This is a genomic window from Bacillus sp. EB106-07-01-XG149 (assembly GCF_058791555.1).
Genome location: NZ_JBYTDP010000003.1, coordinates 41,838 through 64,384, shown reverse-complemented (window position 1 = coordinate 64,384; position 22,547 = coordinate 41,838). Strand labels below are relative to the sequence as shown.

The window sequence follows — 22,547 nt, the reverse complement described above, 5'->3', positions numbered from 1 at the left end:
CTAATAATTACTTTTTCTTCACTGATAACTCTTCTTCAGTAATAATCCCTTGATCCAACAACTCTTTATACTTCAATATTCCATCAGCCCCACGGCTCTCCATGCGTATATTGTATAACGTTTGTTGTATTAACCTTTGATTGGTCTGTTGGAGCATTTACTCCATTTAATAGTATGACCGTAATTATTAATCCAATTGAACTGCTTATGATTCTTTTCATTTTAAAGCCCCTTTCTGAAAACCTTTTTCTTTTTCTTTATATCCTAAATAGAAGTATTCACTAGATTTTATTGAATTTCCTTCTTCATGATATTTAACCGCTAACTTTTCAGCATATTCCTGGACATATTGCCATAAACCTACTTCATTAAAGAAAGAAATTCCTTTAGAAATAGCTAATTCTAATTCTTCAGCAGAAACATTCTCATTCATTCCCTTTAGAATGGTAAAATGATGTTCATATTCTTTTTGTTCTAGTTCATTACAGATTACTAAACCTTTTTCAATTAAAGAGGCTGCAAGCTTTGTTTTCCCTAACTTTAAATTCTCTCTAGCTTCCAAAAAAATCGCTCTAAAGTGATTCGGGATTTTTTGTGATACTTCTGATAAATAACGAAGTGCTAAATCAGATAGGTTTTGCTCTGCATACATAACCCCTAAACTATGTCTAACTCGTAACATTAACTCCTCTTCATTCTGCTTTTTCAAAATATCCAGAGACGACATAAAATAAACTTCTGCCTGTTCAAATTCATTTAGCTTTACACATGCTAAACCCAGAACATTGTCACATGCTGCGACCTTCCTACTATATCCGTACAGCCCTTCAAATATATTTCTTGCTCTAGTTGCATATTGAATAACTAAAATAGGCTGGCAAACATGATAATAGTAGCTAGATAGCTTAAAGTTAAATTCTGCTTTTTCGATTGGATCCTGAATATTTTCCAACAAAGATTCTGCTATTCCATAATGCTTTTCAGCCACTTTAAAATCACCGTTTACCGTAGCATGAGAAGCCTTAAAGAAATGGTAATAATATAATAGAGATTCATCTGATGGCGCTTCATCTAACTTCATTTTTCTTAGATCATTCTTAGATATGTCAGATTGATGGGGATAAAACTCTGCACTCAACATTTTAAATCTAAAATCTAAAAGTGAATAAAACTCTGTATTCTTTTGATCTTCTTCCATACTATTAACTTTTGTATCAATACTTTGTTTTAATTCCTTTGCCTTAACGAAATTCTGTGAACGAATTTCTCGATACCAATCATGTAAAAGTAAAGTGATTTCTTCCTTTTTTATTACGTGTACACTCATATAGCCCCTTCTCCTTTGTCTATAGATTACTAACATAATAACAAAAATCAGCTGATAAAACATTTAATTTTCAGAATATTATAGTTTCAAAAAAATTTCTCAATACAATTTCACCATTTTAGCTCTTTAAACTTAAAATTTTTTCTGTTCCTTATTCATTTCTATATAAAAAATAACACTTTATTATTGGTAATGGTGAAATATGAAAGTCTATCCCTTCATAAGTTTTATATTCATAGGATTAAATTCTGCCGCATAGCTCGAATCAGAAAGTGTTTTCCAAAATTCTTCTCTAAAATCGTCAAAAGATTTGAATTCTCTTCCTACTAATTTTTCTCAAACTTTTTGCGGAATACCCGTTGGTTTTTACCCTTCACTAAGGCCTCGTCCTAAACTGATTATTACACGGTTCACTTGACTACAATCTGCCTCTATCTCATCGAACTCAAGTAACTTTCTCCACATAAACACATGGACTCAACAAATCACTTCTAAAATTTATAAAAAGAAAAGACCTTTTATTTTAGTTAAAAGGTCTTTCTTTAAATATATTTATTAAGATTTATATTTTTTGACTGTATAGGGAATAGTTACAATGTATAAATCTATAGCATAGATTGTAACCCAAATACCTTTACCTTCAGCCGCTAGCTTTTCATTTAATTGTGATAAATGCTCTGAAACTTTTCTTTTACCCCATTTTCTAGGAAACCATTGAAAAACCTTAGGAACATTATGTTTTTTGTTATACCATACGTTCAATCTCCAAAAAATCAAGAAAAACGAGACAATCACTACAGTACAAAAAATATCAAAATATGAAATTCCTAAAATCATATAATATATTCTCCATTTTCATTAAAGCTCAGATAATTTTTTTCTTATATAAAATCAGAGAAAGGATAGCAACCTCCCGCCCTAACAATATATAGTTATATGCAGCTTATCACACAATTCTATTAGAGGAAATATCATCGAAATACCCTCAAATTATATCTATCTAAAAACAAAATATAGACTTATTCAATTTTACGATACATTTATATGTTACGTTGGATAAGTCCTTTTATAAGTCGTTTTTTTAATGTAGATACCATTATTTCAATACAATAGAAGCGATTATTGAAATATATATAGGCATAAGAAGATCCCCCCTAGTTTAAGCTAGAGGGGATCTTCTTATGCCTATTTCAAACTACTCACAATCTCCGCAAATATCACTTCAAACGCATGCACACCTGCATCTGGATATCCTAAACTTGGTCATATGACCACGATTACTTTAACAAAGGTTTTCACTAGAACCTTCTATACTATTTAACTAACTCTACTTGCTTTTCTAATTCTCTTCCAAGGAATGTAGCAAGCTCAAGCATACCAAATTGATTTGCTACAGACTCTGCGCCAGAATTATAGTTTGTGTTTGTATTAATATCATACGTATAAATTGTTCCATCCGAACTGCGAATAAATTCAATACCAGCAACGGTAATTTCATTTTCTTCCAAAAACTCTTTGTATTGTTCAATAATTGGCTCTTGGAAGTCCGATATAATTTCAAATTTTGTTGATGACTCTTTCTTACTCTCTTCTCCTACTGGGCAAAAAGCATCTTGAATCGAACACGCATCTGCTGGACAAAGTTCAAATCCTTCTGATGTATCTACTTTAACTGCATATACAAACTGACCGCCTACAAACTCACAACGTGTAATATATGGTTCTGGCGCTTCAATATATTGCTGGATTAAAGTAATTCCATCAATGGGTTCTTCAAACGTCGGACCATCCAAATATTGTTCTAAAGCATCAATGGAATGAAACAGTTGAACACCAAGGCCTTTACCTGCACGGTTATGCTTTGTAATAAACGGTACTTCCCCTAAATCCTTTGCTGCTTTTACTATATGATCACGGCCAACAGCACCAATTGTTTTCGGCACTTGTATCCCAAATTTTCTTAATGCTGCATATTGATTTAATTTACTTACTTCAAGGCGTAATGCACGAGACCCATTAAATACTGTTCGCCCGTATCCCTCTAACCAAGCAAGAACCCCTTCAGTCAATTCAGGTGCATATCGATGCCCTCTCGTATGTGAAGAAGCACTCATGCGGCTATAAAAAACACCTTGGGGAGGTTCTTGTTCTAATGAAAGTGTTCCTTCATTTAAAAGCCATTCCTCATACGGTAACTCCAGTTCTTCCAACCTTTTCACTAAATGATCCGTCCATTCCTTATTCTCATGTAATATGTAAATTTTACTCATTTGTAATCAATTCCTTTCTTTTTGCTTCAACTAATGGCATTACTTTTTCAGAAAATCGTTTCATCTCTTCAAGCTGTGGCGAAAATTGTAAAAGTAATAACGTAACACCCCCTTTTTCAAAAGCAAGTATCCTTTCTGCAATTTGTTCTGGTGTTCCGATTAAATTAGGACGTAACCCGCGATTAGATACGGAATAATCATTGAGCTTCACTTGCTGTTCCAAATGCGATTTACTAATAAAGTCTTGATAACCCGCATAACCTAAAGCATCGTCTTTCACATCCGTTATGCGTCTCCATTCCTCTAATGCCTCTTCTTCTGTATCACGACAAATAACGTAAGCCGCAAGCCCGAATGACTGCAATGGCTCCTCTGTAACTTTCTTTCTACGATTCTTCATATCTTCTATTTTCACAGATACTTCTTCCACTGTTCCCCCGTGCATTACATATGCATCCGCGTGGTTGACAATGACCTCTTTTCCTCGCTCACTCTCACCACCTGCATAAAGCTTAATGCCTTGTTTCTGCACAGGTTTTGGACTTAAATGTGTATGATGAAGCTCATAAAACTTCCCTTTATAAGAAAACTCTTCTTCTTTCCAAAGCTCTTTCAAAACTGTTACAAATTCCTCTGTGCGATCATATCTTTCATCATGTGCAGTAAATACCCCGCCGTACTGTCTCGCTTCTTCTTCCCACCATGCCGAAACTACATTCAATGTAAAACGACCATTACTTAATTGATCAATATTTGCTGCCATTTTCGCTGTAACTGCTGGATTGTGGAAACCAGGTCTTACAGCTGTCATAATCTCTAATTTATCCGTCACTGCTGCAAGTGCTGCCGCAGTTGTCCACGCTTCTAAACTTGGTGCCGAAACACCTTTTATATCATTTAAATTTAATTCTGCAATAAGTGTTGTTGAAAAACCTAATTGTTCTGCTGCTTGCGCTGTTTGTTTTGCATACTCAAACGTAGGCGGCATAGATTCATCATCTACATTTCGAAGCCATCCCCCAAAAATCGGCAACCAAAAACCGTACTCCACTACCTATTCCCCCTTTAACTTTTAACCATAAAAAAAGCTACTCTTATCGAAATAAGAGTAGCCTTCTTGACTAAGTGAACCTCTCTTATCTTTCAGGTGTTTTTCACCTGCAGGATTTGGCACCTTTCGTCTAAAACGAGGTTGCCGAAGTTTCATAGGGCCCGTCCCTCCACTTCTCAGCATAAGAATTGTTTGATTTCCATTTATTATAATCATCAGAATCATAAAAATCAATCCTTTAATACTTATTTTTCCGATATACATTAAATGATATATGAAAAATCATATTGTTATAGAGATTTATAAGGGTATTGTGTTGTTTTACTTACGAATATATAAAGGGGTATGTTGTATCATGTCGAAAACATCATGTATAACCAAGTTGCTTTACTTCTATCTTAAAAACACAGCAAATGAGGTGTTAGTAGCATGAAAAATAAACGATGCGAGAATTGTGGTTCTACTACATTTAAAGAAGGAAGAGTTGGATCTGCTTATCATGCATATGTTTGTGAAGATGATTCTAGTAGGCTCTTTTCAGTGGGGAAACGTTCCAAACTATTAACTACATTTTGTTTAGAATGTGGTGAGGTGAAATCATTTAGAGTGGAGAAGCCGGAAATATTTAAAGAATAAAATAATACTAATTACATATTATGAAGATGGTTATTAATGATGGTAACGTTCAAGCATTTCGCCTACCTTTAGAATTGGAATATTGGGTACTTTCATCTATAGGTGCTGCTTCACTAGGAAAAATCTGTTCCTCTGTAAAGTTGCTTTCGGAATAATAGACACGAAATTTCATGTTAAATGCAAATAAACAAGGAACCCATTAGTCGGTTCCTTGTTTATTTAGCTAAAGCAGACTTCTTTGGAGAACCCAAATAAAAGTTAAATCGAATCCTATTTAACATTTCCCTTCAAATATATGACAGTAAAGAATACATCATCACGGTGTCAGCAAGCAAAAGTGTATTCTGCATTTCTAAAAACAGTAGATGGCAGATTGTGACCTGCTGAATCTGCTAAGAAAGAATATACAAGAACATCCTTAACATCATCTTTATTTCCACTAATGATAACATCAAGAAAATCTTCTATTTGGAATTCTGGAGTAAACAATACAATCTTAGTCGTTCTGTTTGGTTCTAAAGAAACAAAAGTACGAGAAATTTCAACTAATTCATTTTGAGTTGGGAAAGAAATGTTTCGACTTCTCTTAACAGTTACCGTTACATTACTAGTATGACAGCGTGAATCATTGTTTAACATAATGTTGAGAGCAGTTGGAATAATCCCATTTTCAGAAACTGGAACTCGAAACACTCCAGTAGATTTATGAGCCATATAATCACATCCTTTCAAAATAAAATATATTTACAATATATTAGATGCAAGAAACGTTCATTTTGATAGGGACAAATTATATGATTAATATATTTATAATAACCCTCGGTATTACTAAGACAATGATTTACAAGATTAACAAATATCGTGAGACCCAATCGAATGTATAGTAAAAGTAAAAGAATAAGGTGTCTAAAAGATTCCCTATTTTGAGCCAATAATGAGACATTATGTTAATCTTATATGTATAGTTGCACAAAATTGAGAAACTTAAGGAGACAGATTAATTTTATGAGAAAATCATTCATATTACTTACTTTAATTCTAGTATTAGTCAGTTTTACGGCTGCTTGCACACAAGATAAAAAAGATAGTGCCGTTGAAAATGGTCCAATAGAAGAACCAACCGCAAAAAATGAAAATGAAGAATTAATAAATTTTGAAGAAAAAGAAGATATGACCCGCTTGGAACAAGGTATTTTATTAGTTGGTGAGAGTGTTAAGGGAGGCTATTACTTGACCGCCGTTCAAAATGCATATTTAAATGCTAGTAACGATTCCGTCGTTGTTAATGTCTCTGTAAAAAATGTACGAGGTCAAACGATTGGACTATCAGAATTAAAATATAACTTAAAAGATGAAAAAGCCGGAAAGGCCTATGAAGGAAAGGTGCTTGATCAAAACCCTTCTGGTATACAAGTTACACCAAATGAAACGGTAGAATTGAAAATAGCTTTTGAAGTACCAAGTATCGCAGATGAATATATGTTTTATATTGAAAGCTCTTTAGATCCTCTAGGAGCACGCTGGAAAATCGATAAGTTGCAATCACAAAAAAACTAAGTCTCAAATAAGCAAAAAACAATGAAAAATTTGATATAGATACAAATGAATAATATATAAACATAAAACCATCGATTTAATGAATCGTTGGTTTTTTTCAAAAAATGCTCCATTAAAAACTAGGAGACAAAAAAGAACTAATCCCTAGAAGAGATTAGCTCAATACATCAAAAGCTATTATAGTACATAGTTTTATGAGCAAACGTTATATAATGTTGTATGGGATACATAACCTGTCATCCCTTTATATGTAACTTTTAACCACTGTTTAGAATTACTGTAATGACCTTGAACATATTCACCAGTTACCCATGTTCCAGTAATTTTCGCACCATCATTAAATGTATGTAAGACAGGTGATCCAACAGTGTAACCACTGCGCATCTTTGCACCATATACACCTACCGTACCTCCCTTTGCACAAGCTGCTACTACAGTTTTATTTTCAGTAGTATTCGTAGCCGCAAAAGCAGAGCCGTTAAATGTAAACAAAGTAAACATAAAAGCTGTTAATAAAGTACAAATAGATAAGCGACGTAACAAAATAAATTCCCCCTTTTTTATAATATATTGCTTCATAAATGATTATCTTAAATATTCTAACTATTTTCAATATATTAATGTTGAGAAATATTAGTTGTAGTTTTGAAATAAGATTTTATCAAAAATATTAACAAACTCATATTTTACAGAGAGAGCACCGAAAGAAATGTTCTACATATCAACTATAAAAATCCCCTCCACCACAAGGCAGAGGGGATCTTCACATTCCTATTTCAAACTACCCGCAATCTCCGTAAAGATAACTCCAAGCGCATGCGCACCTGCATCTGGATATCCTAAGCTTCTTTCACCAACTGTACCGGCGCGGCCCATGCGAGCTACGATTTCTTTCGTGTACTCTGCTCCTTTTTCACTATGTTTAAAATATCTGAACACATAAATTCATTTACTTTTTACGAAAATAAAATTGTATTTTTTAGAATTTCAATGTTAATCAATTTGAAACTTTATGAGTTAATTAAATGTGATATTTAAAGAAGGAATTTGTGATGAAGTACTCACATGATGGAATTAATGTTAAAAAACAAAAAAACTCTAACTAATTCGTCATGGCGATTTAGTTAGAGTTTTTTTGTTTGAAGTATTCACGAGTATCTACCCTTATCTTTTCAGGTAAAACAATATCAAGTTCTTTATCTAACCATGCAAGAGTCTTTTTACGAAGAAACTCACGCATGTGTTCTTCTGCTTCAAGCATTACTAAGTTAATTGTACAAGAAGAATTGCTAGGCTCACAAGAATTACAAGCGTCGTCTCGATATAGTAGACCATTTTGTACAATATTTTTACATTGAAAAATAGGTTTTGGGCCTTCGACGGCTTCTATTACATCCCAAAAAGAAATATCTTCTGGAGACTTAGCTAACCTGTATCCTCCTTTTACACCTGGGACAGAATTCACAATGTCAGCTTTAGATAATTTACCGAAAACTTTTGAAAGAAATGTTTCAGAAAGTCCTTGAAACTCTGCCAAATCTTTTATTCCAACACTTTCCTTGGAAGGAGCATTGATTAAATAAACTAGGCAATGCAAGGCATATTCAACCCCAACACTATATTGCATATACAAATCACCTGCTTTTTATTTTAAGGGTTATCAAATTGTATCTTAGGACCATTTAGAATTTTAGTCAAATAAAAAAAGGCTCTTTTAGAATAGTATGTATTTCATTTGACAAAAATAATTTCAGAGATTATATTAAAGACAATATTAATCGACGATTAACATTGTCGACAATTAAAACGTAAAAACTTTTAAAAAGGGGAAATACAAATGAACAAAACACTTATTATAAACGCACATCCGAAAGTGGATGATACATCATCAGTCAGCATTAAGGTTCTTAACCACTTTTTAGTATCTTATAAAGAATTAATTCCTAATAATGAAACGATTGAACAGATTAATTTATACGATGATGTAGTACCAATGATAGATAAAACTGTTTTAAGTGCATGGGAAAAACAAGGAACTGAACAAGAGTTAACTGGTGAAGAACAAAAAGTAACGGAGCGTATGTCCGAAATTTTACAACAATTTAAAAGTGCAAATACGTATGTTATCGTATTACCTTTGCACAATTTTAATATTCCATCAAAGTTAAAGGATTACATGGACAATATTATGATTGCACGTGAAACATTTAAATATACTGAAACCGGATCAGTAGGACTACTTAAAGATGGAAGAAGAATGCTTGTTATACAAGCAAGTGGAGGAATCTATACAAATGATGATTGGTATACAGAAGTGGAATACTCTCATAAATATCTAAAAGCAATGTTTAACTTCCTTGGTATTGAAGATTATCAAATCGTTCGTGCACAAGGAACAGCATTACTAGATCCAAATGAAGTATTACAAAATGCCTATAAAGAAGTTGAAGAGGCTGCTTCTAGATTGGCTAACAAATAAAAGTTTTCACTGGAAGAATGATGGTTATCAATAAAGATCCCCTCCACCATAAGGCAGAGGGGATCTTCTAATTCCTATTTCAAACTACCCGCAATCTCCGTAAAGATAACTCCAAGTGCATGCGCACCTGCATCAGGATATCCTAAGCTTCTTTCGCCAACTGTACCAGCGCGGCCCATGCGAGCTACAATTTCTTTCGTGTACTCTGCTCCTTTAACCGCTGCTTCTGCACCTTTTTCAAAGGCAGTTTTCATGTCTACTTCGTTTGAAGCGCTGTCTAACCAAGAATCTACACATGGAGCAAGTGCGTCAACAAGTGTTTTATCACCAACTACCGCTCCTCTACCGAATGATCTTTCACCGATAGATTGTATACCTTGCAGTGCCGCTTGTAACATTTCAGCGAATTCTTTCACTGTTAACTCACATTTTTCGCCAGCTGCTTTACTAGCTGCGCGGAATGCACCGCCCCAAATTGGACCAGATGCGCCGCCGCAATGTTCCATAATAATCATCGAACAACCGTCAAGGAATGATCCAATCGTTACGTTCTCTTGATCTACAATAGAATGCCACTCACGTTTTAGTTGCTTAAATCCTTTTGCCACACTCATTCCGAAGTCGCCGTCACCAGCGTGCGTGTCTAACTCACAGAACGGCACTTCATTTTTAATAATAATGTCGCTCATTTTATCAACGAGATAGATCATGTTGTTTAATGTAATGACATTATCGTTTATAACAGCGTGCTCTTCCGCTGTTTCTATTTCAAAGGAAACTTCCTTCTCTTCTGCTCCTTCAAGCACATTCATGTACTCGACACTTTCAACTGGTCCATCTACTTTAAACGCTGGTGTATTACACTCTTTCGATAGTAATGTTTTTAGCTCATCATCTAATTTCATTACTGTTAAAGACATACCAGCCATATCAATACTCGTCATATAATTGCCAACGAATACTCTGTTTATTTTAATGTTTCTAGCTGCTAATTCTCGCGTCACTGCATTGTTAAATAAGTAAAGTTCTTGCAGTGGTGTTCCGCCAAAACCGTTAACTAAAAGCGCAATTTCTTCGCCGTCTTTTACTCCTAAATCTTTCATTAGATCATTTGTCATACGGTTCGCTAATTCATCTGCTGACAACATTTTTTCACGCTTAATTCCTGGTTCACCGTGAATACCTACGCCGTATTCCATTTCATCTTCCGCAAGTGTGAAAGTAGGTGATCCGCTCGCTGGAACTGTACAAGAAGTTAACGCTAAACCGATTGTGCGCACGTTAGCAGCTGCTTTTTCCGCTACAGCTTTCACCGCTCCTAAATCCATACCTACTTCCGCTGCTGCGCCGGCAATTTTATGAACGAGAATAACGCCCGCAACGCCGCGTCGTCCTACTGTATACAAACTATCTTCTACCGCAATATCATCATCCACTTTTACGTAGTCAACTTCAATTCCATCTTCCGTCGCTAAATGCGCACCGTTTTTGAAATTCATAATATCGCCGCTGTAATTTTTAATAATTAATAACGTACCTTTTTTACTCGCTGTCTCTTTAATTGCTTGATATACCTGAATTTGTGAAGGCGAAGCAAACACATCTCCGCACACTGCCGCATCTAACATTCCTTTTCCGACTAATCCTGCATGTGCTGGCTCATGACCACTACCGCCGCCACTAATTAACGTTACTTTATTTTCATTCATTTCTTTCTTTTTAATGACTTTATATTTTTTCAAAAGCTCAAGCTCTGGATGAGCCATAACCATTCCGTTGCACATTTCCATTACTAATGTTTCTGGTTTGTTTATAATCTTTTTCATTGTGCTTCTCCCTCAATTCCTTTAATATATTGTGATATATTTGAAATCTTCTTCTTACTATCCATGTTAAAATGAAAGCGTTTTATAGTAAACGGACAAAATGGACAATCTGTCTAAAGACACCGCTCTCATTTATGGGTAGGATTTTCATATTACTAACATTCTAGGGATGATTGAGATGACCTCTTCTATAATTTCTAAAAAGATAATCGCGAATTCATTGAAGTATTTAATGGAAACAGAGTCGTTTCATAAAATATCAGTGAGCGATATTATGTTACACTGTCAAATGCGTAGGCAAACTTTTTATTATCATTTTAAAGATAAATTCGAACTATTAAGCTGGATTTATAGAGAAGAAACGAAAGAAAACATTATCGACTTTCTCGACTATGAAACGTGGGAAAATATTTTCGATTTATTATTTGATTACTTTTACGAAAATCAAAAATTTTACCGAAATGCTTTTAAAGTCATTGAGCAAAACTCGTTTAATCACTATTTATTTGAGCATACGAAAAACTTATATATGAAGATTATTGATGAACTATCGATGAGCTGTGGATTCAGCCTTTCTGATGAGACGAAAAATACGATTGCCTCTTTTTATAGTCACGGCTTCGTTGGAACGATTAAAGATTGGATTGAAAGCAAATGCGAAGTAGATCCGTCCATTATGTCTTCACTCATGAAAAATATGATAAACAATCAATTACTACTATTACTGGAGCAATCGGCAAAGTAATTAAAGGGTGGCAAAAGCAATGAAAAAGATTATGAATGATGTACAAAATATCGTTCAAGATATGATGCATGGTTTTTATTTTGAACATAACGACAAAGTAAATTACGACGAAACAAATAACATCATTTATGTAAAAGATATAGAAAAACTGAAGCAAAACGTTGTTATCATAAGCGGTGGTGGTAGCGGACATGAACCTGCTGATATTGGTTATGTAGGAAAAGGTATGCTTACTGCGGCAGTAAACGGCAGTATTTTCACTCCGCCTACAGTGGAACAAATTATTGCGGCAACTCGCCTCATGCCAAAAAATAAAAGTATTTTATTCATCATCAAAAACTTTAAAGATGACGTAGCAAACTTTCTTGCGGCTGAACAAATTGCTAAAGAAGAAGGAAGAAAAATTGACCACATCATCGTAAATGATGACGTTTCAATTGAAGATGATGCTTCTTTTAATAAAAGAAGACGCGGCGTCGCTGGTACTGTTTTCGTTCAAAAAATACTTGGTGCGGCTGCTGAGAGCGGACATTCTTTAGAAGAACTAACAACACTTGGCCGTTCTATCACCGAAAACTTACACACATTAGGAGTCGCCCTTTCACCTGCAAACGACCCAGTGAAAGGAAAAGCTTCATTCACATTAAACGACGACGAAGTCTTTTACGGCGTCGGCATTCACGGAGAAAAAGGATACCGTAAAGAAGCGCTATCTTCTTCTGAAATATTAGCGATCGAACTAATGAACAAACTAAAAAGCATTTACCGCTGGAGAAAAGGTGACAACTTTGCTATTCTCATTAACGGATTAGGTGCAACTCCACTAATGGAACAATACATTTTCGCAAATGATATTCGCCGTTTATGTGAGCTGGAAGGCTTACATATTACATTCGTAAAAGTTGGTACGCTACTAACTTCTTTAGATATGAAGGGTGTTTCGCTCAGTTTGCTTAAGGTGGAGGATTTGGATTGGGTGAAGTGGTTGAAAGAACGTACGGAAACTGCTAGTTGGTAATACAAATAGGATGACTTCAATTGGCCATCCTATTTTTGTACGAAATTCAGCTATAAAAAAATTCTGCCCTCAATATGACAGCAAATTTACATTAAAAATGTAAATCCTCATTTCCCTGGTACTTTCCTTTATTAAGTCTTTTTCTTATGAATAATTCTGCAACAATTAAATTGGGTACCCACGCTAACCAAGCAATAATAGCGTAACTAAGTTCAAACCGCTCTATTCCAAATAGAGCGATAAACAACGGTAGCCAAATTCTTAATGTAACTGCTCCAAAGGTTAAAGAATAATTTCTAATCATCCAATTCCGATGGTCTTTAATTTTTTTATTCTTAACTCTATTTAATGCTTGATATGCTGATGTTAGCCAAAATATGGATAACAAACCGAAACCTAACTTCGCTACCAACCCTCCCGTAGCATAAAAGGATAGGTACAGTCCAGAAACGCCTCCTAATAATATACCAACCATATAGATTTTCCCAACTATTCGATGACGGTTGATATTCTTTTCTCTAAATTTAGTGGATAATGTAAAAGGGCCAGTTACTAATGCTACTATACTAGTTGTAATATGTATAAATAGCATCATATACCAGAACGCACTTAATTTAGATCCAAACATAAGCTTCGCTTTTACAAGCCCTGTTTGAAATCCATCCATAATAAAATATTGGACAACAACATAGCCAGTTACTAAAAGAGCAAAAAAAGTAACTACAAACCAAATTTTCCTGTTCAAATTTTACTGCCTCCTTATTACATTAAGGAATTAGATTATACATTACTGTTCATTCTAGGGAAAAATAGAAAAGCCTTCTTTACTGATTTATTCAATACATTGTTTTTATAAACGAGATTGTAGCTTACAGGTCTCCAGGATAATAAATGAACATCGCACCTACAAATGAACACACTAAACAAAAAACAGCTTCGTATTTTATAACTAAAGAAGAGTTCGTATCCAGCTTTTTTCCCTCTCTTCTTAATATCATTTTAAATAATGCTGTATATAATACTTTATATAATACATACCCAATAATCGCCCCGAGGGTATTCGTAAATAAATCATCAATATCTGTAATTCTATTATTTAGTAATTGATTTAACTCAATTGCCAATGAAAAAAAGAATCCCGCGCATACGGTGTTTTTCATTTTTCTAAACTTTGGCCAAATAGTCGGTAATAAAAAACCGAACGGCATAAACAGTACAATGTTCAAAAGATACGTAGTACTACCTGCCGTATCAAATAGAGTCAAGTTAATTTGACTGACACGAATCCACGTTTCATATCTACTTATATCCCATACAGTCGCGATTTGCGTCACCTTATACACGAGCGAAAGGTAAAACAGAAAAACATACACCCATAGAAAATGCCGAATAGATATATTGTTTTTCGCTTTAAAATAACATCCAATTTGAAACACAATACAAAAAATAATAGTAAAAAAATAAGTATACAAATAACTCATCAAAACTTCTGTATGCATGTAGAATCCCCTAACTTTACATTTTCATCTATGACTTTGTTGTTTATAGGATAGGAAAAACTTTTAAAATAAAAAGTGGGGTAAACATAAAATTTTTCTTAAATCTTCAGTTAGGTTTTATTATTACTCTTCTTAGGAATCCGTCATTGATAGCTAGGCAACAACATGCTTAAACGTAACAATATTATCATTTTTGCACGTAATCCTCGTAGTACTTTAACCGATGAAGCATATATAAAATCATGTGAATCGTTTGTTCAGTTAAAACATGAAATTAAGAAATATATGACGTACTATAATCACTCTTGCTATCAATAGAATTTAAAGAAGATGACTCCTGTTTGCATACAGAAATCATCTTTTTTAGGTTGCCTAACTTTTTTAAAAATGTCCTTTACAAAGGGTACAGATCAAGAGCACCTTATTACTATTCAAGGGGATTAACTATACCTTCTTCCCTTAAAATCACTAAAACCTATTTACAAATCTATAAAAGTAGATATAATATCCTTATGGAACCTTTATTAATTTATAAAGCATTGTCAAATGAAACAAGATGTCAAATTTTATCATGGTTGAAAAATCCAGAAAACCATTTCGATGAAAAACCTTATCTAGAACAAGACCTTAACTTTCAAGTTGGCGTATGTGTAGGAGATATCCAACTTAAAACTGGCTTAGCCCAATCGGTTATTTCTAGTTATTTATTAACTATGAAAAAAGCAGGCCTACTAGAGTCTGACCGAATTGGAAAATGGACCTACTATCGTCGAAATGAAAAAACAATACGAGAGTTTTCTGAATACGTCCAAAACGAATTATAAAATGAAAGCTAATAATCAATCAGCATACTAATTGATTATTAACTTTCACACATTCTGCTTTTTTACAGGTATCCAATGACTTTTGTATAAATTGCACTGCCTATAAAAGCAAGAAACATCGAAAGGAGAAATTTTTTTAACATATCATATCTAGTTATTTAGATATCTGTTATTGTATTTCAAATTACATACTCCTGATAATATCGGCATCCAATCATGCTTATAATAATGCTTCTTTGTTAATGAATTTATTTTCAAAATACTGATACGAATGGAGAGTTTTATAAATGAAAAAAGTAAATCCTTTACTTATTCTGACACTCGCAATAGGTGTGTTCGGAATTATTACTACCGAGATGGGTATTGTCGGCGTATTACCACAAATCACTGAAAAATTCGGAATTTCAACTACACAAGCTGGATTTTTAGTAAGTATATTTGCACTAGTTGTTGCTATTTCTGGTCCATTTTTAATTCTGCTCGTCTCTAGTATGAATCGCAAAATAATTTTATTAACAGCAATTTTCATATTTGTTATTTCAAATTTAATCTACGCTTATACAACACAATTTGAAATCATGCTTATTTTTCGTATTTTACCGGCAGCGCTTCATCCACTCTTCTTTTCAATCGCTCTTGTAACAGCTGCTAAACTTGTCCCTCCAGAAAAGAGCGGTCAAGCAGTTACAAAAGTTTTCATGGGAATTACTGTTGGCTTTGCTTTAGGTGTACCACTAACCTCTTACCTTGCAGACCAATTTTCACTCGAAATGGCTTTCTTATTCGGAGCATTCGTTAACACTGTTGCATTCATTGGAATACTACTCCTACTTCCTTCTATGCCTGTTAAAGAAAAAATGTCTTTCGGCAAACAAATTCGTATACTCGGCAAACCAGGATTATGGTTAAATATTTTAACCGTCACATTCCTTTTTGCAGCCATGTTTTCCGTATACAGCTACTTCGCTGAGTACCTTGCAAAAGTAACTTCCATGAATGGATCTCTCATCAGTATCATGCTATTCATATTTGGTATAGTTATGATTTTAGGTAATCATTTATTTGGTGGTCTTCTGCAAAAAAGCATAATAAACACTGTAATATCATTCCCTATTCTATATTCTATTGTTTACATATTGGTTTATTATTTAGGTTCCTACCTTGTTCCAATGATTTTTATAGTATTCATTTGGGGAATCGTACATGCTGGTGGATTAATTGTTGGTCAAACATGGTTAATAAGTGAAGCTAAAGAAGCACCCGAATTTGGTAACAGTCTATTCGTTTCGTTCTCAAATCTCGGAATTACTTTAGGAACCACTATTGGAGGCTGGTTCATTTCAAACTTAGGTATTCACCAGCTTATTTGGAGCGGATTTATATTCACACTACTCTCATTTCTATTAATTATAATAAAACTAAAATTTTTCAATTCTAATAGCCAGGCTTCATTATCAAGCTAGTACATTTTCAGTTCCAAATTCGATAAAAAACATTATAAATTCTTCTTATAAGATTTTATTAACTAAAAAGTATAATGCTCAAAGCCTTTAGCCATAATTACGACTAAAGGCTTTTTTGTATATAAAAATAAATCTAAAAGGAGCTAATTTTATGGAACATAATCAAAATGGAATACTTGCTTTAATTGTTTTATTTTTAGGATTAGTGTTTTTTGTTAGTGGAATGGTTTATCATTTATGGGGCTCTTTTTAATGGTATGATTGTAATCACTCATAAAAACCCTCAAGTATGTCGTTCCTTTATTAATTTCAACGTTTAGACAGATACATCATTCAAAAACTAAAATGTGTATTGCAATTATCGATATGAAATATTTCCAAAAACAACTTAACATGGTAAAATAATATTCGGACGGGAGTCCAATATTATTAAAATTAAGATGGTTCAAGTCGGAGAAAGGCACCTTAGGGTGTCTTTTCTTTATTTTCAAAAGGACCTGCTCAATTATTGTGTAAAAAACATAAAGTAAGTTGAATCCATTAAAATACATGAGTGACCCCTTGTTTTCCCCTCTTATTAAAGGAGGAACTATTATGGGATTTGGTGGTAGTTGTAGTAGTAATTGTGGCGGCGGCTTTGCTTTACTAGTTGTATTGTTTATTTTATTGATCATTGTTGGAGCTTCTTGCTTCTGCTAAAAAACTATCGGAAAAGACACTCTTATATGGGTGTCTTTTCTTTGTAATAAAAAGCTCTCTATAAAGGAAAGTTTTCACATCCAAATTAGTGATTTACACAGCACTTTATTTCTTCTCATCCCTCATACTGTAATAACCTAAATTAATAATAATTAAGAAATACCCACCCATAATTCCAGCTGCAAATGTCCACATGTACTCACGGTGTTCAATTTCATACATAATAATCGCACCGAGTATGGCGGCTGCAAACCGATTCATCATGCCAAGCATTGGTGCTTTTTCTTTTTTTACGATGCTATTTCCGAACTTTTCAATACGCCTTCCTAAGATCCAGGCGCAGTACATACTAACTAAAAGGCCAACGCTTATCCCTACAAACTGGGCTGAGAAAGGTGTCATCAACCATCCCAATAACATCACGCCTAGTAAACAATATATTTGTATGTTGAATGATCTTAATGCCATACGAATCATGTTATGCTCCTTATCTTTCCTATTAATCCCATCTTTCGGACTTCAAGCTTTCCGATATATCCTTTTTAAAATGGGGGAATTTGATTTTGCTCACCATTAAATAAGCGAGTACGCATGTGCCAAATGCCACGGAAACTGGATTATTTAGGAGGCATAAAATGAGGAGACACATTGCCGCAAATGGAATGGGCATTCCGATGAATGTTGGGAGTTTGCTTTGTTGTGTATTAAATCTCGCAAGCCGAAGCATTCCGCAAATACTATAAGCAAGCGCACATATCATCCCAATAAACTGCAAATCTTTTAAAGCGACACTATATACAAGAATAGAAGGTGCCACACCAAAGGTCACTAAATCCGCAAATGAATCTAGTTCTCCGCCCATTTCCGAAACAGAATCTAGCTTCCGAGCAACCATACCATCAAACAGATCAAATACCATACCTGTAATAATGAACAGAACTGCACCATACATATCGTGAACGAAAACAGCGTGAATAGCCAAAAGCCCACACACAAAATTTGCTATCGTAATCATATTTGGTATGTAACTCATAACACGCTTCCCCTCCTTTCTACTAATTTCTTCATCTTGCTTCTTACTCATTAGACTCAAGATCCTTCTGCTTTTCTTCCAATATCACTTTATTTATTTTCGTTAACGTATCAGTCATTTGCTGCAAAGCTTCAATATCAATTTTCGAGAAATATTTCTCGATCAATACATCATCTAACTCAGACAATCGTTCGATATATTTACTACCGTTTGGGCCGAGTGTAAGGAAATACTCCCTTTTATTGTTAGGATTAACTTGTTTTGAAATCATCTTCTGCTTTTCCAATTTCGATAAAACTTGGCTCACAGCACTTTTCGTTATATTAAACGTACTCGCAATGTTATTTGCTGTTGTGTTTTCATTTAAATGAATATGAAATAGCATGCTCTCTTGCTGCCCAGTAAGACCGAACTCATCCTTTAAATCTTGAAATAGTAAAATGTAGAGTTCCGTGTAGGCTCGATTCATTTCATTAATTACTTCTTTATACGATTTAGTCATAGCGTTCTTCCTCCATGCTGTTATTTCGGTTTTAATAGTTTAGTTCACTTAACTAAACTATATTATACCTTTATGTTCGTGTAAAGGGAAATATGGCTCCCTTCTTTATTCACAATGAAAAAAGAAGACATCAATCAAGATGTCTCCCTTTCATACTTAAGACTCCAAACTCTTACCATTTGTCTTAATTACTTCCTTATACCAATCGAAGCTTTTTTTCTTCAATCTTTTTAATGAACCTTTTCCTTCATTATCTTTATCAACGTATATATATCCGTAACGTTTCTTCATTTCTCCAGTAGAAGCACTTACAAGGTCAATTGGACCCCAGCTTGTGTATCCGATAATATCTACTCCATCTTGGATCGCTTCTGACATTTCAATCATATGCTTCTCTAGGTAATCAATACGGTATTCATCATTCACTTCGTCTTCACCATTTAATTGATCGATTGCACCGAGACCATTTTCAACAACAAATAACGGTTTTTGGTAACGATCGTACAGTTGGTTCGCTGTAATACGGAAGCCTTTCGAGTCAATCGTCCATCCCCACTCTGATTTTTCAAGGTATGGATTTTCAACAGAACCGAATACATTTCCGCTCGTTATGCTTTTTAACACTTCTGGATCTGTACTTGTTGCTCGGCTTGAATAGTAGCTAAAGCCAATATAATCAACCGTATGCTCTTTTAAAATTTCCTCATCTTCTTTTTCCATTTCAATTGTTAAATTATTATCCTTAAAGAAGCGTTTTGCGTATCCAGGATATGCTCCTCTTGCTTGTACATCAATGAAGAAGAATGATTCACGGTCTTGTTCCATCGCACGAAGAACGTCGTCTGGATTACATGTGTACGGATACGTTGCACCCGCAGCAAGCATACAACCAATTTTTGCATCTGGAATGATTTCATGACACGCTTTTACAGCTAACGCACTTGCGACAAGTTGGTGATGCGCTGCTTGATATTGAATTTGTTTTTTATTATCACCTTCTTTAAACGCTAGACCTGCTCCCATGAAAGGTAAATGTAAAAGCATATTAATTTCATTAAACGTCATCCAATATTTCACTTTATCTTTATATCTATTAAAAATAGTTTTTGCGTACGTCTCGAAGAAGTTTACGAGCTTTCTACTTCTCCAGCTTCCATACTTTTCTACTAAATGAACAGGCACATCGAAGTGAGCCATCGTAACGACTGGTTCAATACCGTGCTTTAACAGTTCATCAAACAAATTATCATAAAACTGTAATCCTGCTTCATTTGGCTTTTCATCTTCACCACTTGGGAAAATACGCGTCCACGCAATCGATACACGTAACGCTTTAAATCCCATTTCTGCAAACAACGCAATATCTTCTTTATAACGATGATAAAAATCAATCGCTTCGTGTGACGGGTAAAACTCTCCTTCTACCGGCGTAAAGGAATGAATATTTCCCTTCATAATATCCCAACGATTTTCACCAGTTGGTAATAGATCAACCGTCGTTAATCCTTTTCCGCCTTCTACATATGCGCCTTCAACTTGATTGGCTGCAGTTGCTCCACCCCATAAAAATCCTTTTGGAAAATTAACTTTAGACATATAGAAAAACTCCTTTATATAAGAATGAACGCGGAAAGGCATTGTAAGTTTTAAAGAATACCTTTCTTCGTTTGAACCTGTATGAAATGTAACTACTATTTAACTCCTAACTTTAGTAAGGAATCTCCTGCTTGAATCTTTTCTATTTCCGTTTTTTTGATGCTATATTTATCATAATTTGTAACAACAACTGGTGTCGTCACAATATAACCCGCCTTTTGAATTTCAGCTATATTAAACTCAATAAGTAATTGCCCTTTTTCTACTCTCGCTCCTTGTTCAATATGAGAAGAGAAAAATTCACCGTTTAATTTCACAGTATCCATCCCAATATGGATTAAAATTTCAGCACCTGAATCCGCCGTAATTCCTACTGCATGATTCGTCGGGAAAAGCGCAGCAATCGTACCTGAAACTGGTGAAAACAACTTTCCTTCTGAAGGCTCAATCGCAACTCCTTCACCTAACGCACCTGATGCAAATGCAGCATCGTCAATATTTTGAAGCGGCATAACAGCGCCATGGAAAGGACTAAAGATTACTTCATCATCGTTTGATGCAGCAATTTTATTACTTGTTTCCTCTGTTTCTGTAGATGTTTTCTTTTTCGTAAAACCAAATAAGTAAGTTAGAATAAAACCTACTACTAAAGAAACAATCATTGAAACAATTGCGCCCCAAAATCCAGCTGTAATCCCATCTTTCGGACTAATGAATGTAGGAAGCGTAAATATACCAAGTCCACCTGTCATATAAGCTTGTGTACCAAATACGCCAAGTATTGCGCCGCCAATTCCTCCAGCAATACAGCTCATAATAAACGGCTTTTTAAGAGGAAGTGTAATCCCATATATCGCCGGCTCTGTAACACCGAAAATACCTGAAATAAAAGCTGGAATGCTAAGTGTTTTTAATTTCTTGTCTTTCGTTTTCATCCAAACACCCAGCACAGCACCAATTTGAGCAAATGAGGCAGCAAATATAAGTGCTAGTATCGGATCAACACCGTTTACTGCTAAATTGTTATAGCCAATCGGAACGACGCCCCAATGAAGGCCAAATATGACGAGCACTTGCCAGAAAGCACCGAGTAAAGCACCTGCTACTAATGGGCTTGCATGATACACCCAAAGCGTCGCCTGTCCTAAAAACTGCCCTGCCCAGGTCGCAATTGGACCAATAACGAGAAATGTAACTGGTACAACGATTAATAATGTGAAGAATGGTAATAAAAATGTTTTCACAACATCCGGAATAACTTTCTTTAAAGAATGTTCTACTTTCGCTCCAAAATAAGCAGCGAGAATAATTGGAATAACAGATGATGCATAGTTCATTAAAATAACTGGTATGCCTAAAAACGTAATATGAATTGGTGATTCAAACATCGTTCCTGCAAATAACGTATATAATGGCTCAGTGGCTTTTAAACCTGATAAAGCTGGATAGACTAAAGCCCCCCCAATTGCCATACCGATGAATGGTGATCCCCCGAATTTCTTACTTGCTGTATATCCTAAGAAGATCGGGAAGAAATAAAATAACGAATCGCCAACTGCATTTAATATTTGATACGTTCCTGACTGTGTACTTAACCAGCCTAACGCTACAAATAATGCATTAAATCCTTTAATCATCCCTGTTGCAGCTAACACTCCTAAAATAGGAGTAAAAATGCTAGAAAGAATATCTATAAGACTACTCTTTTTCTTCTCGCTCGTAGTTTCTTCCTCAGCTTCTTGAAACCCTCCAACAGCAATAACCGCTTTGTATACGTCAGATACATGGTTACCAATTACAACTTGATATTGTCCGCCGCTTTTCATAACAGTCACAACATCTTCCATACTTTTCAGTACTTCTGTATTTGCTTTCCCCTCATCCTTTAACTGAAACCGTAAGCGAGTTATACAATGTACAACGCTATGTATATTTTCTCTCCCGCCAACATTCTTCAGTATGTCTTTTGCTAATTTTTCATACTTCATAGTAACTTTCCCTCCCTACAATCATCCCATTTGT

25 protein-coding genes, 2 pseudogenes and 1 riboswitch are annotated in these 22,547 nt (G+C 34.7%); of the genes and pseudogenes, 9 read left to right on the top strand and 18 right to left on the bottom strand.

The window, feature by feature from the left end; translation table 11 throughout:
• Window positions 1–83 precede the first annotated feature (83 nt).
• The 6 genes and pseudogenes from AC3WTA_RS12580 to AC3WTA_RS12555 all read right to left on the bottom strand — a co-directional run bounded on the left by AC3WTA_RS12580 (window position 84) and on the right by AC3WTA_RS12555 (window position 4,648).
• Entirely contained in the window at window positions 84–221 is a 138-nt protein-coding gene (locus tag AC3WTA_RS12580) for a Phr family secreted Rap phosphatase inhibitor (protein ID WP_000821340.1), read from the bottom strand.
• Window positions 218–1,327 carry a response regulator aspartate phosphatase gene (locus tag AC3WTA_RS12575; RefSeq protein WP_000110736.1) on the bottom strand — a complete coding sequence of 370 codons (1,110 nt, stop codon included), beginning with the start codon at window positions 1,325–1,327 and terminating at the stop codon, window positions 218–220. Before AC3WTA_RS12575 ends, AC3WTA_RS12580 begins: the two co-directional genes overlap by 4 nt.
• Window positions 1,328–1,543: 216 nt before the next feature.
• A pseudogene (locus AC3WTA_RS12570) lies at window positions 1,544–1,660 on the bottom strand (pyocin-S2/colicin E7-DNase domain-containing protein); the annotation flags it as partial.
• 222 nt (window positions 1,661–1,882) lie between these two features.
• Window positions 1,883–2,164, bottom strand: a complete 282-nt coding sequence (locus AC3WTA_RS12565; RefSeq protein ID WP_000600375.1) for a hypothetical protein — start codon at window positions 2,162–2,164, stop codon at window positions 1,883–1,885.
• 476 nt (window positions 2,165–2,640) lie between these two features.
• Window positions 2,641–3,597, bottom strand: coding sequence for an ATP-grasp domain-containing protein (locus tag AC3WTA_RS12560; protein WP_000036935.1), 957 nt, complete (start codon window positions 3,595–3,597; stop codon window positions 2,641–2,643).
• Window positions 3,590–4,648: an LLM class flavin-dependent oxidoreductase gene (locus AC3WTA_RS12555; RefSeq protein ID WP_000455639.1), complete on the bottom strand. Its 1,059-nt coding sequence runs from the start codon at window positions 4,646–4,648 to the stop codon at window positions 3,590–3,592. Before AC3WTA_RS12555 ends, AC3WTA_RS12560 begins: the two co-directional genes overlap by 8 nt.
• A gap of 82 nt (window positions 4,649–4,730) precedes the next feature.
• Window positions 4,731–4,836: riboswitch (SAM riboswitch) on the bottom strand.
• A gap of 241 nt (window positions 4,837–5,077) precedes the next feature.
• Between AC3WTA_RS12555 and AC3WTA_RS12550 the strand changes: the two genes are divergently transcribed.
• Window positions 5,078–5,284, top strand: a complete 207-nt coding sequence (locus AC3WTA_RS12550) for a hypothetical protein (RefSeq protein ID WP_000792084.1) — start codon at window positions 5,078–5,080, stop codon at window positions 5,282–5,284.
• A gap of 324 nt (window positions 5,285–5,608) precedes the next feature.
• Here the strand turns inward: AC3WTA_RS12550 and AC3WTA_RS12545 are convergent, their stop codons facing one another.
• A complete protein-coding gene (locus AC3WTA_RS12545) occupies window positions 5,609–5,998 on the bottom strand; it encodes a hypothetical protein (protein ID WP_000940657.1) in 390 nt (129 codons plus the stop codon).
• Window positions 5,999–6,289: 291 nt separating this feature from the next.
• Here AC3WTA_RS12545 and AC3WTA_RS12540 point away from each other — a divergent pair, with 291 nt between their 5' ends.
• On the top strand, window positions 6,290–6,841 hold the full coding sequence (locus AC3WTA_RS12540) for a DUF4352 domain-containing protein (RefSeq protein ID WP_001231979.1): 552 nt from the start codon (window positions 6,290–6,292) through the stop codon (window positions 6,839–6,841).
• A gap of 192 nt (window positions 6,842–7,033) precedes the next feature.
• Here AC3WTA_RS12540 and AC3WTA_RS12535 read toward each other — a convergent pair whose 3' ends face one another.
• The 3 genes from AC3WTA_RS12535 to AC3WTA_RS12525 form a co-directional block, all read right to left on the bottom strand.
• Window positions 7,034–7,384 carry an SH3 domain-containing protein gene (locus AC3WTA_RS12535; protein ID WP_000946188.1) on the bottom strand — a complete coding sequence of 117 codons (351 nt, stop codon included), beginning with the start codon at window positions 7,382–7,384 and terminating at the stop codon, window positions 7,034–7,036.
• Window positions 7,385–7,612: 228 nt separating this feature from the next.
• The gene (locus AC3WTA_RS12530; protein WP_033659150.1) at window positions 7,613–7,780 is read right to left on the bottom strand and encodes a DAK2 domain-containing protein; all 168 of its coding nucleotides are present in this window, start codon (window positions 7,778–7,780) and stop codon (window positions 7,613–7,615) included.
• Window positions 7,781–7,961: 181 nt separating this feature from the next.
• Window positions 7,962–8,468 carry an RrF2 family transcriptional regulator gene (locus tag AC3WTA_RS12525; RefSeq protein ID WP_001200329.1) on the bottom strand — a complete coding sequence of 169 codons (507 nt, stop codon included), beginning with the start codon at window positions 8,466–8,468 and terminating at the stop codon, window positions 7,962–7,964.
• Window positions 8,469–8,678: 210 nt separating this feature from the next.
• On the opposite strand from AC3WTA_RS12525, the gene AC3WTA_RS12520 reads away from it, so the two are divergent.
• The gene (locus tag AC3WTA_RS12520) at window positions 8,679–9,320 is read left to right on the top strand and encodes an FMN-dependent NADH-azoreductase (RefSeq protein WP_001044360.1); all 642 of its coding nucleotides are present in this window, start codon (window positions 8,679–8,681) and stop codon (window positions 9,318–9,320) included.
• 74 nt (window positions 9,321–9,394) lie between these two features.
• Here AC3WTA_RS12520 and dhaK read toward each other — a convergent pair whose 3' ends face one another.
• Window positions 9,395–11,146, bottom strand: a complete 1,752-nt coding sequence (dhaK, locus tag AC3WTA_RS12515; protein WP_078182890.1) for a dihydroxyacetone kinase subunit DhaK — start codon at window positions 11,144–11,146, stop codon at window positions 9,395–9,397.
• Between the two features lie 178 nt (window positions 11,147–11,324).
• Between dhaK and dhaS the strand changes: the two genes are divergently transcribed.
• Complete coding sequence (gene dhaS / locus AC3WTA_RS12510; RefSeq protein WP_000204216.1) at window positions 11,325–11,891, top strand: dihydroxyacetone kinase transcriptional activator DhaS; 567 nt, start codon at window positions 11,325–11,327, stop codon at window positions 11,889–11,891.
• A gap of 19 nt (window positions 11,892–11,910) precedes the next feature.
• On the top strand, window positions 11,911–12,909 hold the full coding sequence (dhaQ, locus tag AC3WTA_RS12505; protein ID WP_078182889.1) for a DhaKLM operon coactivator DhaQ: 999 nt from the start codon (window positions 11,911–11,913) through the stop codon (window positions 12,907–12,909).
• 91 nt (window positions 12,910–13,000) lie between these two features.
• On the opposite strand, the gene AC3WTA_RS12500 is transcribed toward dhaQ, so the two are convergent.
• Window positions 13,001–13,654, bottom strand: coding sequence for a DUF2306 domain-containing protein (locus AC3WTA_RS12500; protein ID WP_078182888.1), 654 nt, complete (start codon window positions 13,652–13,654; stop codon window positions 13,001–13,003).
• 124 nt (window positions 13,655–13,778) lie between these two features.
• On the bottom strand, window positions 13,779–14,408 hold the full coding sequence (locus AC3WTA_RS12495) for a VanZ family protein (protein WP_070168500.1): 630 nt from the start codon (window positions 14,406–14,408) through the stop codon (window positions 13,779–13,781).
• A gap of 153 nt (window positions 14,409–14,561) precedes the next feature.
• Between AC3WTA_RS12495 and AC3WTA_RS12490 the strand changes: the two are divergent.
• From AC3WTA_RS12490 to AC3WTA_RS12475, 4 genes and pseudogenes are all read left to right on the top strand, one after another.
• A pseudogene (locus AC3WTA_RS12490) lies at window positions 14,562–14,726 on the top strand (IS3 family transposase); the annotation flags it as partial.
• A gap of 194 nt (window positions 14,727–14,920) precedes the next feature.
• On the top strand, window positions 14,921–15,232 hold the full coding sequence (locus tag AC3WTA_RS12485) for an ArsR/SmtB family transcription factor (protein WP_000433539.1): 312 nt from the start codon (window positions 14,921–14,923) through the stop codon (window positions 15,230–15,232).
• A 287-nt stretch (window positions 15,233–15,519) separates the two neighbouring features.
• Window positions 15,520–16,695 (top strand): MFS transporter, encoded by a 1,176-nt coding sequence (locus AC3WTA_RS12480; protein WP_070168499.1) that lies wholly within the window; start codon window positions 15,520–15,522, stop codon window positions 16,693–16,695.
• 594 nt (window positions 16,696–17,289) lie between these two features.
• Window positions 17,290–17,394, top strand: coding sequence for a YjcZ family sporulation protein (locus AC3WTA_RS12475; RefSeq protein WP_075310385.1), 105 nt, complete (start codon window positions 17,290–17,292; stop codon window positions 17,392–17,394).
• A 105-nt stretch (window positions 17,395–17,499) separates the two neighbouring features.
• Here the strand turns inward: AC3WTA_RS12475 and AC3WTA_RS12470 are convergent, their stop codons facing one another.
• The 5 genes from AC3WTA_RS12470 to AC3WTA_RS12450 all read right to left on the bottom strand — a co-directional run bounded on the left by AC3WTA_RS12470 (window position 17,500) and on the right by AC3WTA_RS12450 (window position 22,513).
• Window positions 17,500–17,871, bottom strand: coding sequence for an ATP synthase subunit I (locus tag AC3WTA_RS12470; protein WP_000620589.1), 372 nt, complete (start codon window positions 17,869–17,871; stop codon window positions 17,500–17,502).
• A gap of 22 nt (window positions 17,872–17,893) precedes the next feature.
• Window positions 17,894–18,478, bottom strand: a complete 585-nt coding sequence (pssA, locus tag AC3WTA_RS12465; RefSeq protein WP_000038932.1) for a CDP-diacylglycerol--serine O-phosphatidyltransferase — start codon at window positions 18,476–18,478, stop codon at window positions 17,894–17,896.
• The gene (locus AC3WTA_RS12460; protein ID WP_070168498.1) at window positions 18,471–18,929 is read right to left on the bottom strand and encodes a MarR family winged helix-turn-helix transcriptional regulator; all 459 of its coding nucleotides are present in this window, start codon (window positions 18,927–18,929) and stop codon (window positions 18,471–18,473) included. Before AC3WTA_RS12460 ends, pssA begins: the two co-directional genes overlap by 8 nt.
• 156 nt (window positions 18,930–19,085) lie before the next feature.
• Window positions 19,086–20,525, bottom strand: a complete 1,440-nt coding sequence (locus AC3WTA_RS12455; protein ID WP_070168497.1) for a 6-phospho-beta-glucosidase — start codon at window positions 20,523–20,525, stop codon at window positions 19,086–19,088.
• Between the two features lie 95 nt (window positions 20,526–20,620).
• A complete protein-coding gene (locus tag AC3WTA_RS12450; protein WP_070168496.1) occupies window positions 20,621–22,513 on the bottom strand; it encodes a beta-glucoside-specific PTS transporter subunit IIABC in 1,893 nt (630 codons plus the stop codon).
• Between the last annotated feature and the right edge of the window lie 34 nt (window positions 22,514–22,547).

Coding starts and splice junctions, on each gene's coding strand:
- AC3WTA_RS12470 (WP_000620589.1), bottom strand. CDS start 17,871: ATGATTCGTATGGCATTAAGATCATTCAACATACAAATATATTGTTTA.
- AC3WTA_RS12545 (WP_000940657.1), bottom strand. CDS start 5,998: ATGGCTCATAAATCTACTGGAGTGTTTCGAGTTCCAGTTTCTGAAAAT.
- AC3WTA_RS12560 (WP_000036935.1), bottom strand. CDS start 3,597: ATGAGTAAAATTTACATATTACATGAGAATAAGGAATGGACGGATCAT.
- AC3WTA_RS12460 (WP_070168498.1), bottom strand. CDS start 18,929: ATGACTAAATCGTATAAAGAAGTAATTAATGAAATGAATCGAGCCTAC.
- AC3WTA_RS12480 (WP_070168499.1), top strand. CDS start 15,520: ATGAAAAAAGTAAATCCTTTACTTATTCTGACACTCGCAATAGGTGTG.
- dhaQ (WP_078182889.1), top strand. CDS start 11,911: ATGAAAAAGATTATGAATGATGTACAAAATATCGTTCAAGATATGATG.
- AC3WTA_RS12450 (WP_070168496.1), bottom strand. CDS start 22,513: ATGAAGTATGAAAAATTAGCAAAAGACATACTGAAGAATGTTGGCGGG.
- dhaK (WP_078182890.1), bottom strand. CDS start 11,146: ATGAAAAAGATTATAAACAAACCAGAAACATTAGTAATGGAAATGTGC.
- dhaS (WP_000204216.1), top strand. CDS start 11,325: ATGACCTCTTCTATAATTTCTAAAAAGATAATCGCGAATTCATTGAAG.
- AC3WTA_RS12550 (WP_000792084.1), top strand. CDS start 5,078: ATGAAAAATAAACGATGCGAGAATTGTGGTTCTACTACATTTAAAGAA.
- AC3WTA_RS12455 (WP_070168497.1), bottom strand. CDS start 20,525: ATGTCTAAAGTTAATTTTCCAAAAGGATTTTTATGGGGTGGAGCAACT.
- AC3WTA_RS12565 (WP_000600375.1), bottom strand. CDS start 2,164: ATGATTTTAGGAATTTCATATTTTGATATTTTTTGTACTGTAGTGATT.
- AC3WTA_RS12540 (WP_001231979.1), top strand. CDS start 6,290: ATGAGAAAATCATTCATATTACTTACTTTAATTCTAGTATTAGTCAGT.
- AC3WTA_RS12520 (WP_001044360.1), top strand. CDS start 8,679: ATGAACAAAACACTTATTATAAACGCACATCCGAAAGTGGATGATACA.
- AC3WTA_RS12575 (WP_000110736.1), bottom strand. CDS start 1,327: ATGAGTGTACACGTAATAAAAAAGGAAGAAATCACTTTACTTTTACAT.
- AC3WTA_RS12495 (WP_070168500.1), bottom strand. CDS start 14,408: ATGCATACAGAAGTTTTGATGAGTTATTTGTATACTTATTTTTTTACT.
- AC3WTA_RS12580 (WP_000821340.1), bottom strand. CDS start 221: ATGAAAAGAATCATAAGCAGTTCAATTGGATTAATAATTACGGTCATA.
- pssA (WP_000038932.1), bottom strand. CDS start 18,478: ATGAGTAAGAAGCAAGATGAAGAAATTAGTAGAAAGGAGGGGAAGCGT.
- AC3WTA_RS12525 (WP_001200329.1), bottom strand. CDS start 8,468: ATGCAATATAGTGTTGGGGTTGAATATGCCTTGCATTGCCTAGTTTAT.
- AC3WTA_RS12475 (WP_075310385.1), top strand. CDS start 17,290: ATGGGATTTGGTGGTAGTTGTAGTAGTAATTGTGGCGGCGGCTTTGCT.
- AC3WTA_RS12485 (WP_000433539.1), top strand. CDS start 14,921: ATGGAACCTTTATTAATTTATAAAGCATTGTCAAATGAAACAAGATGT.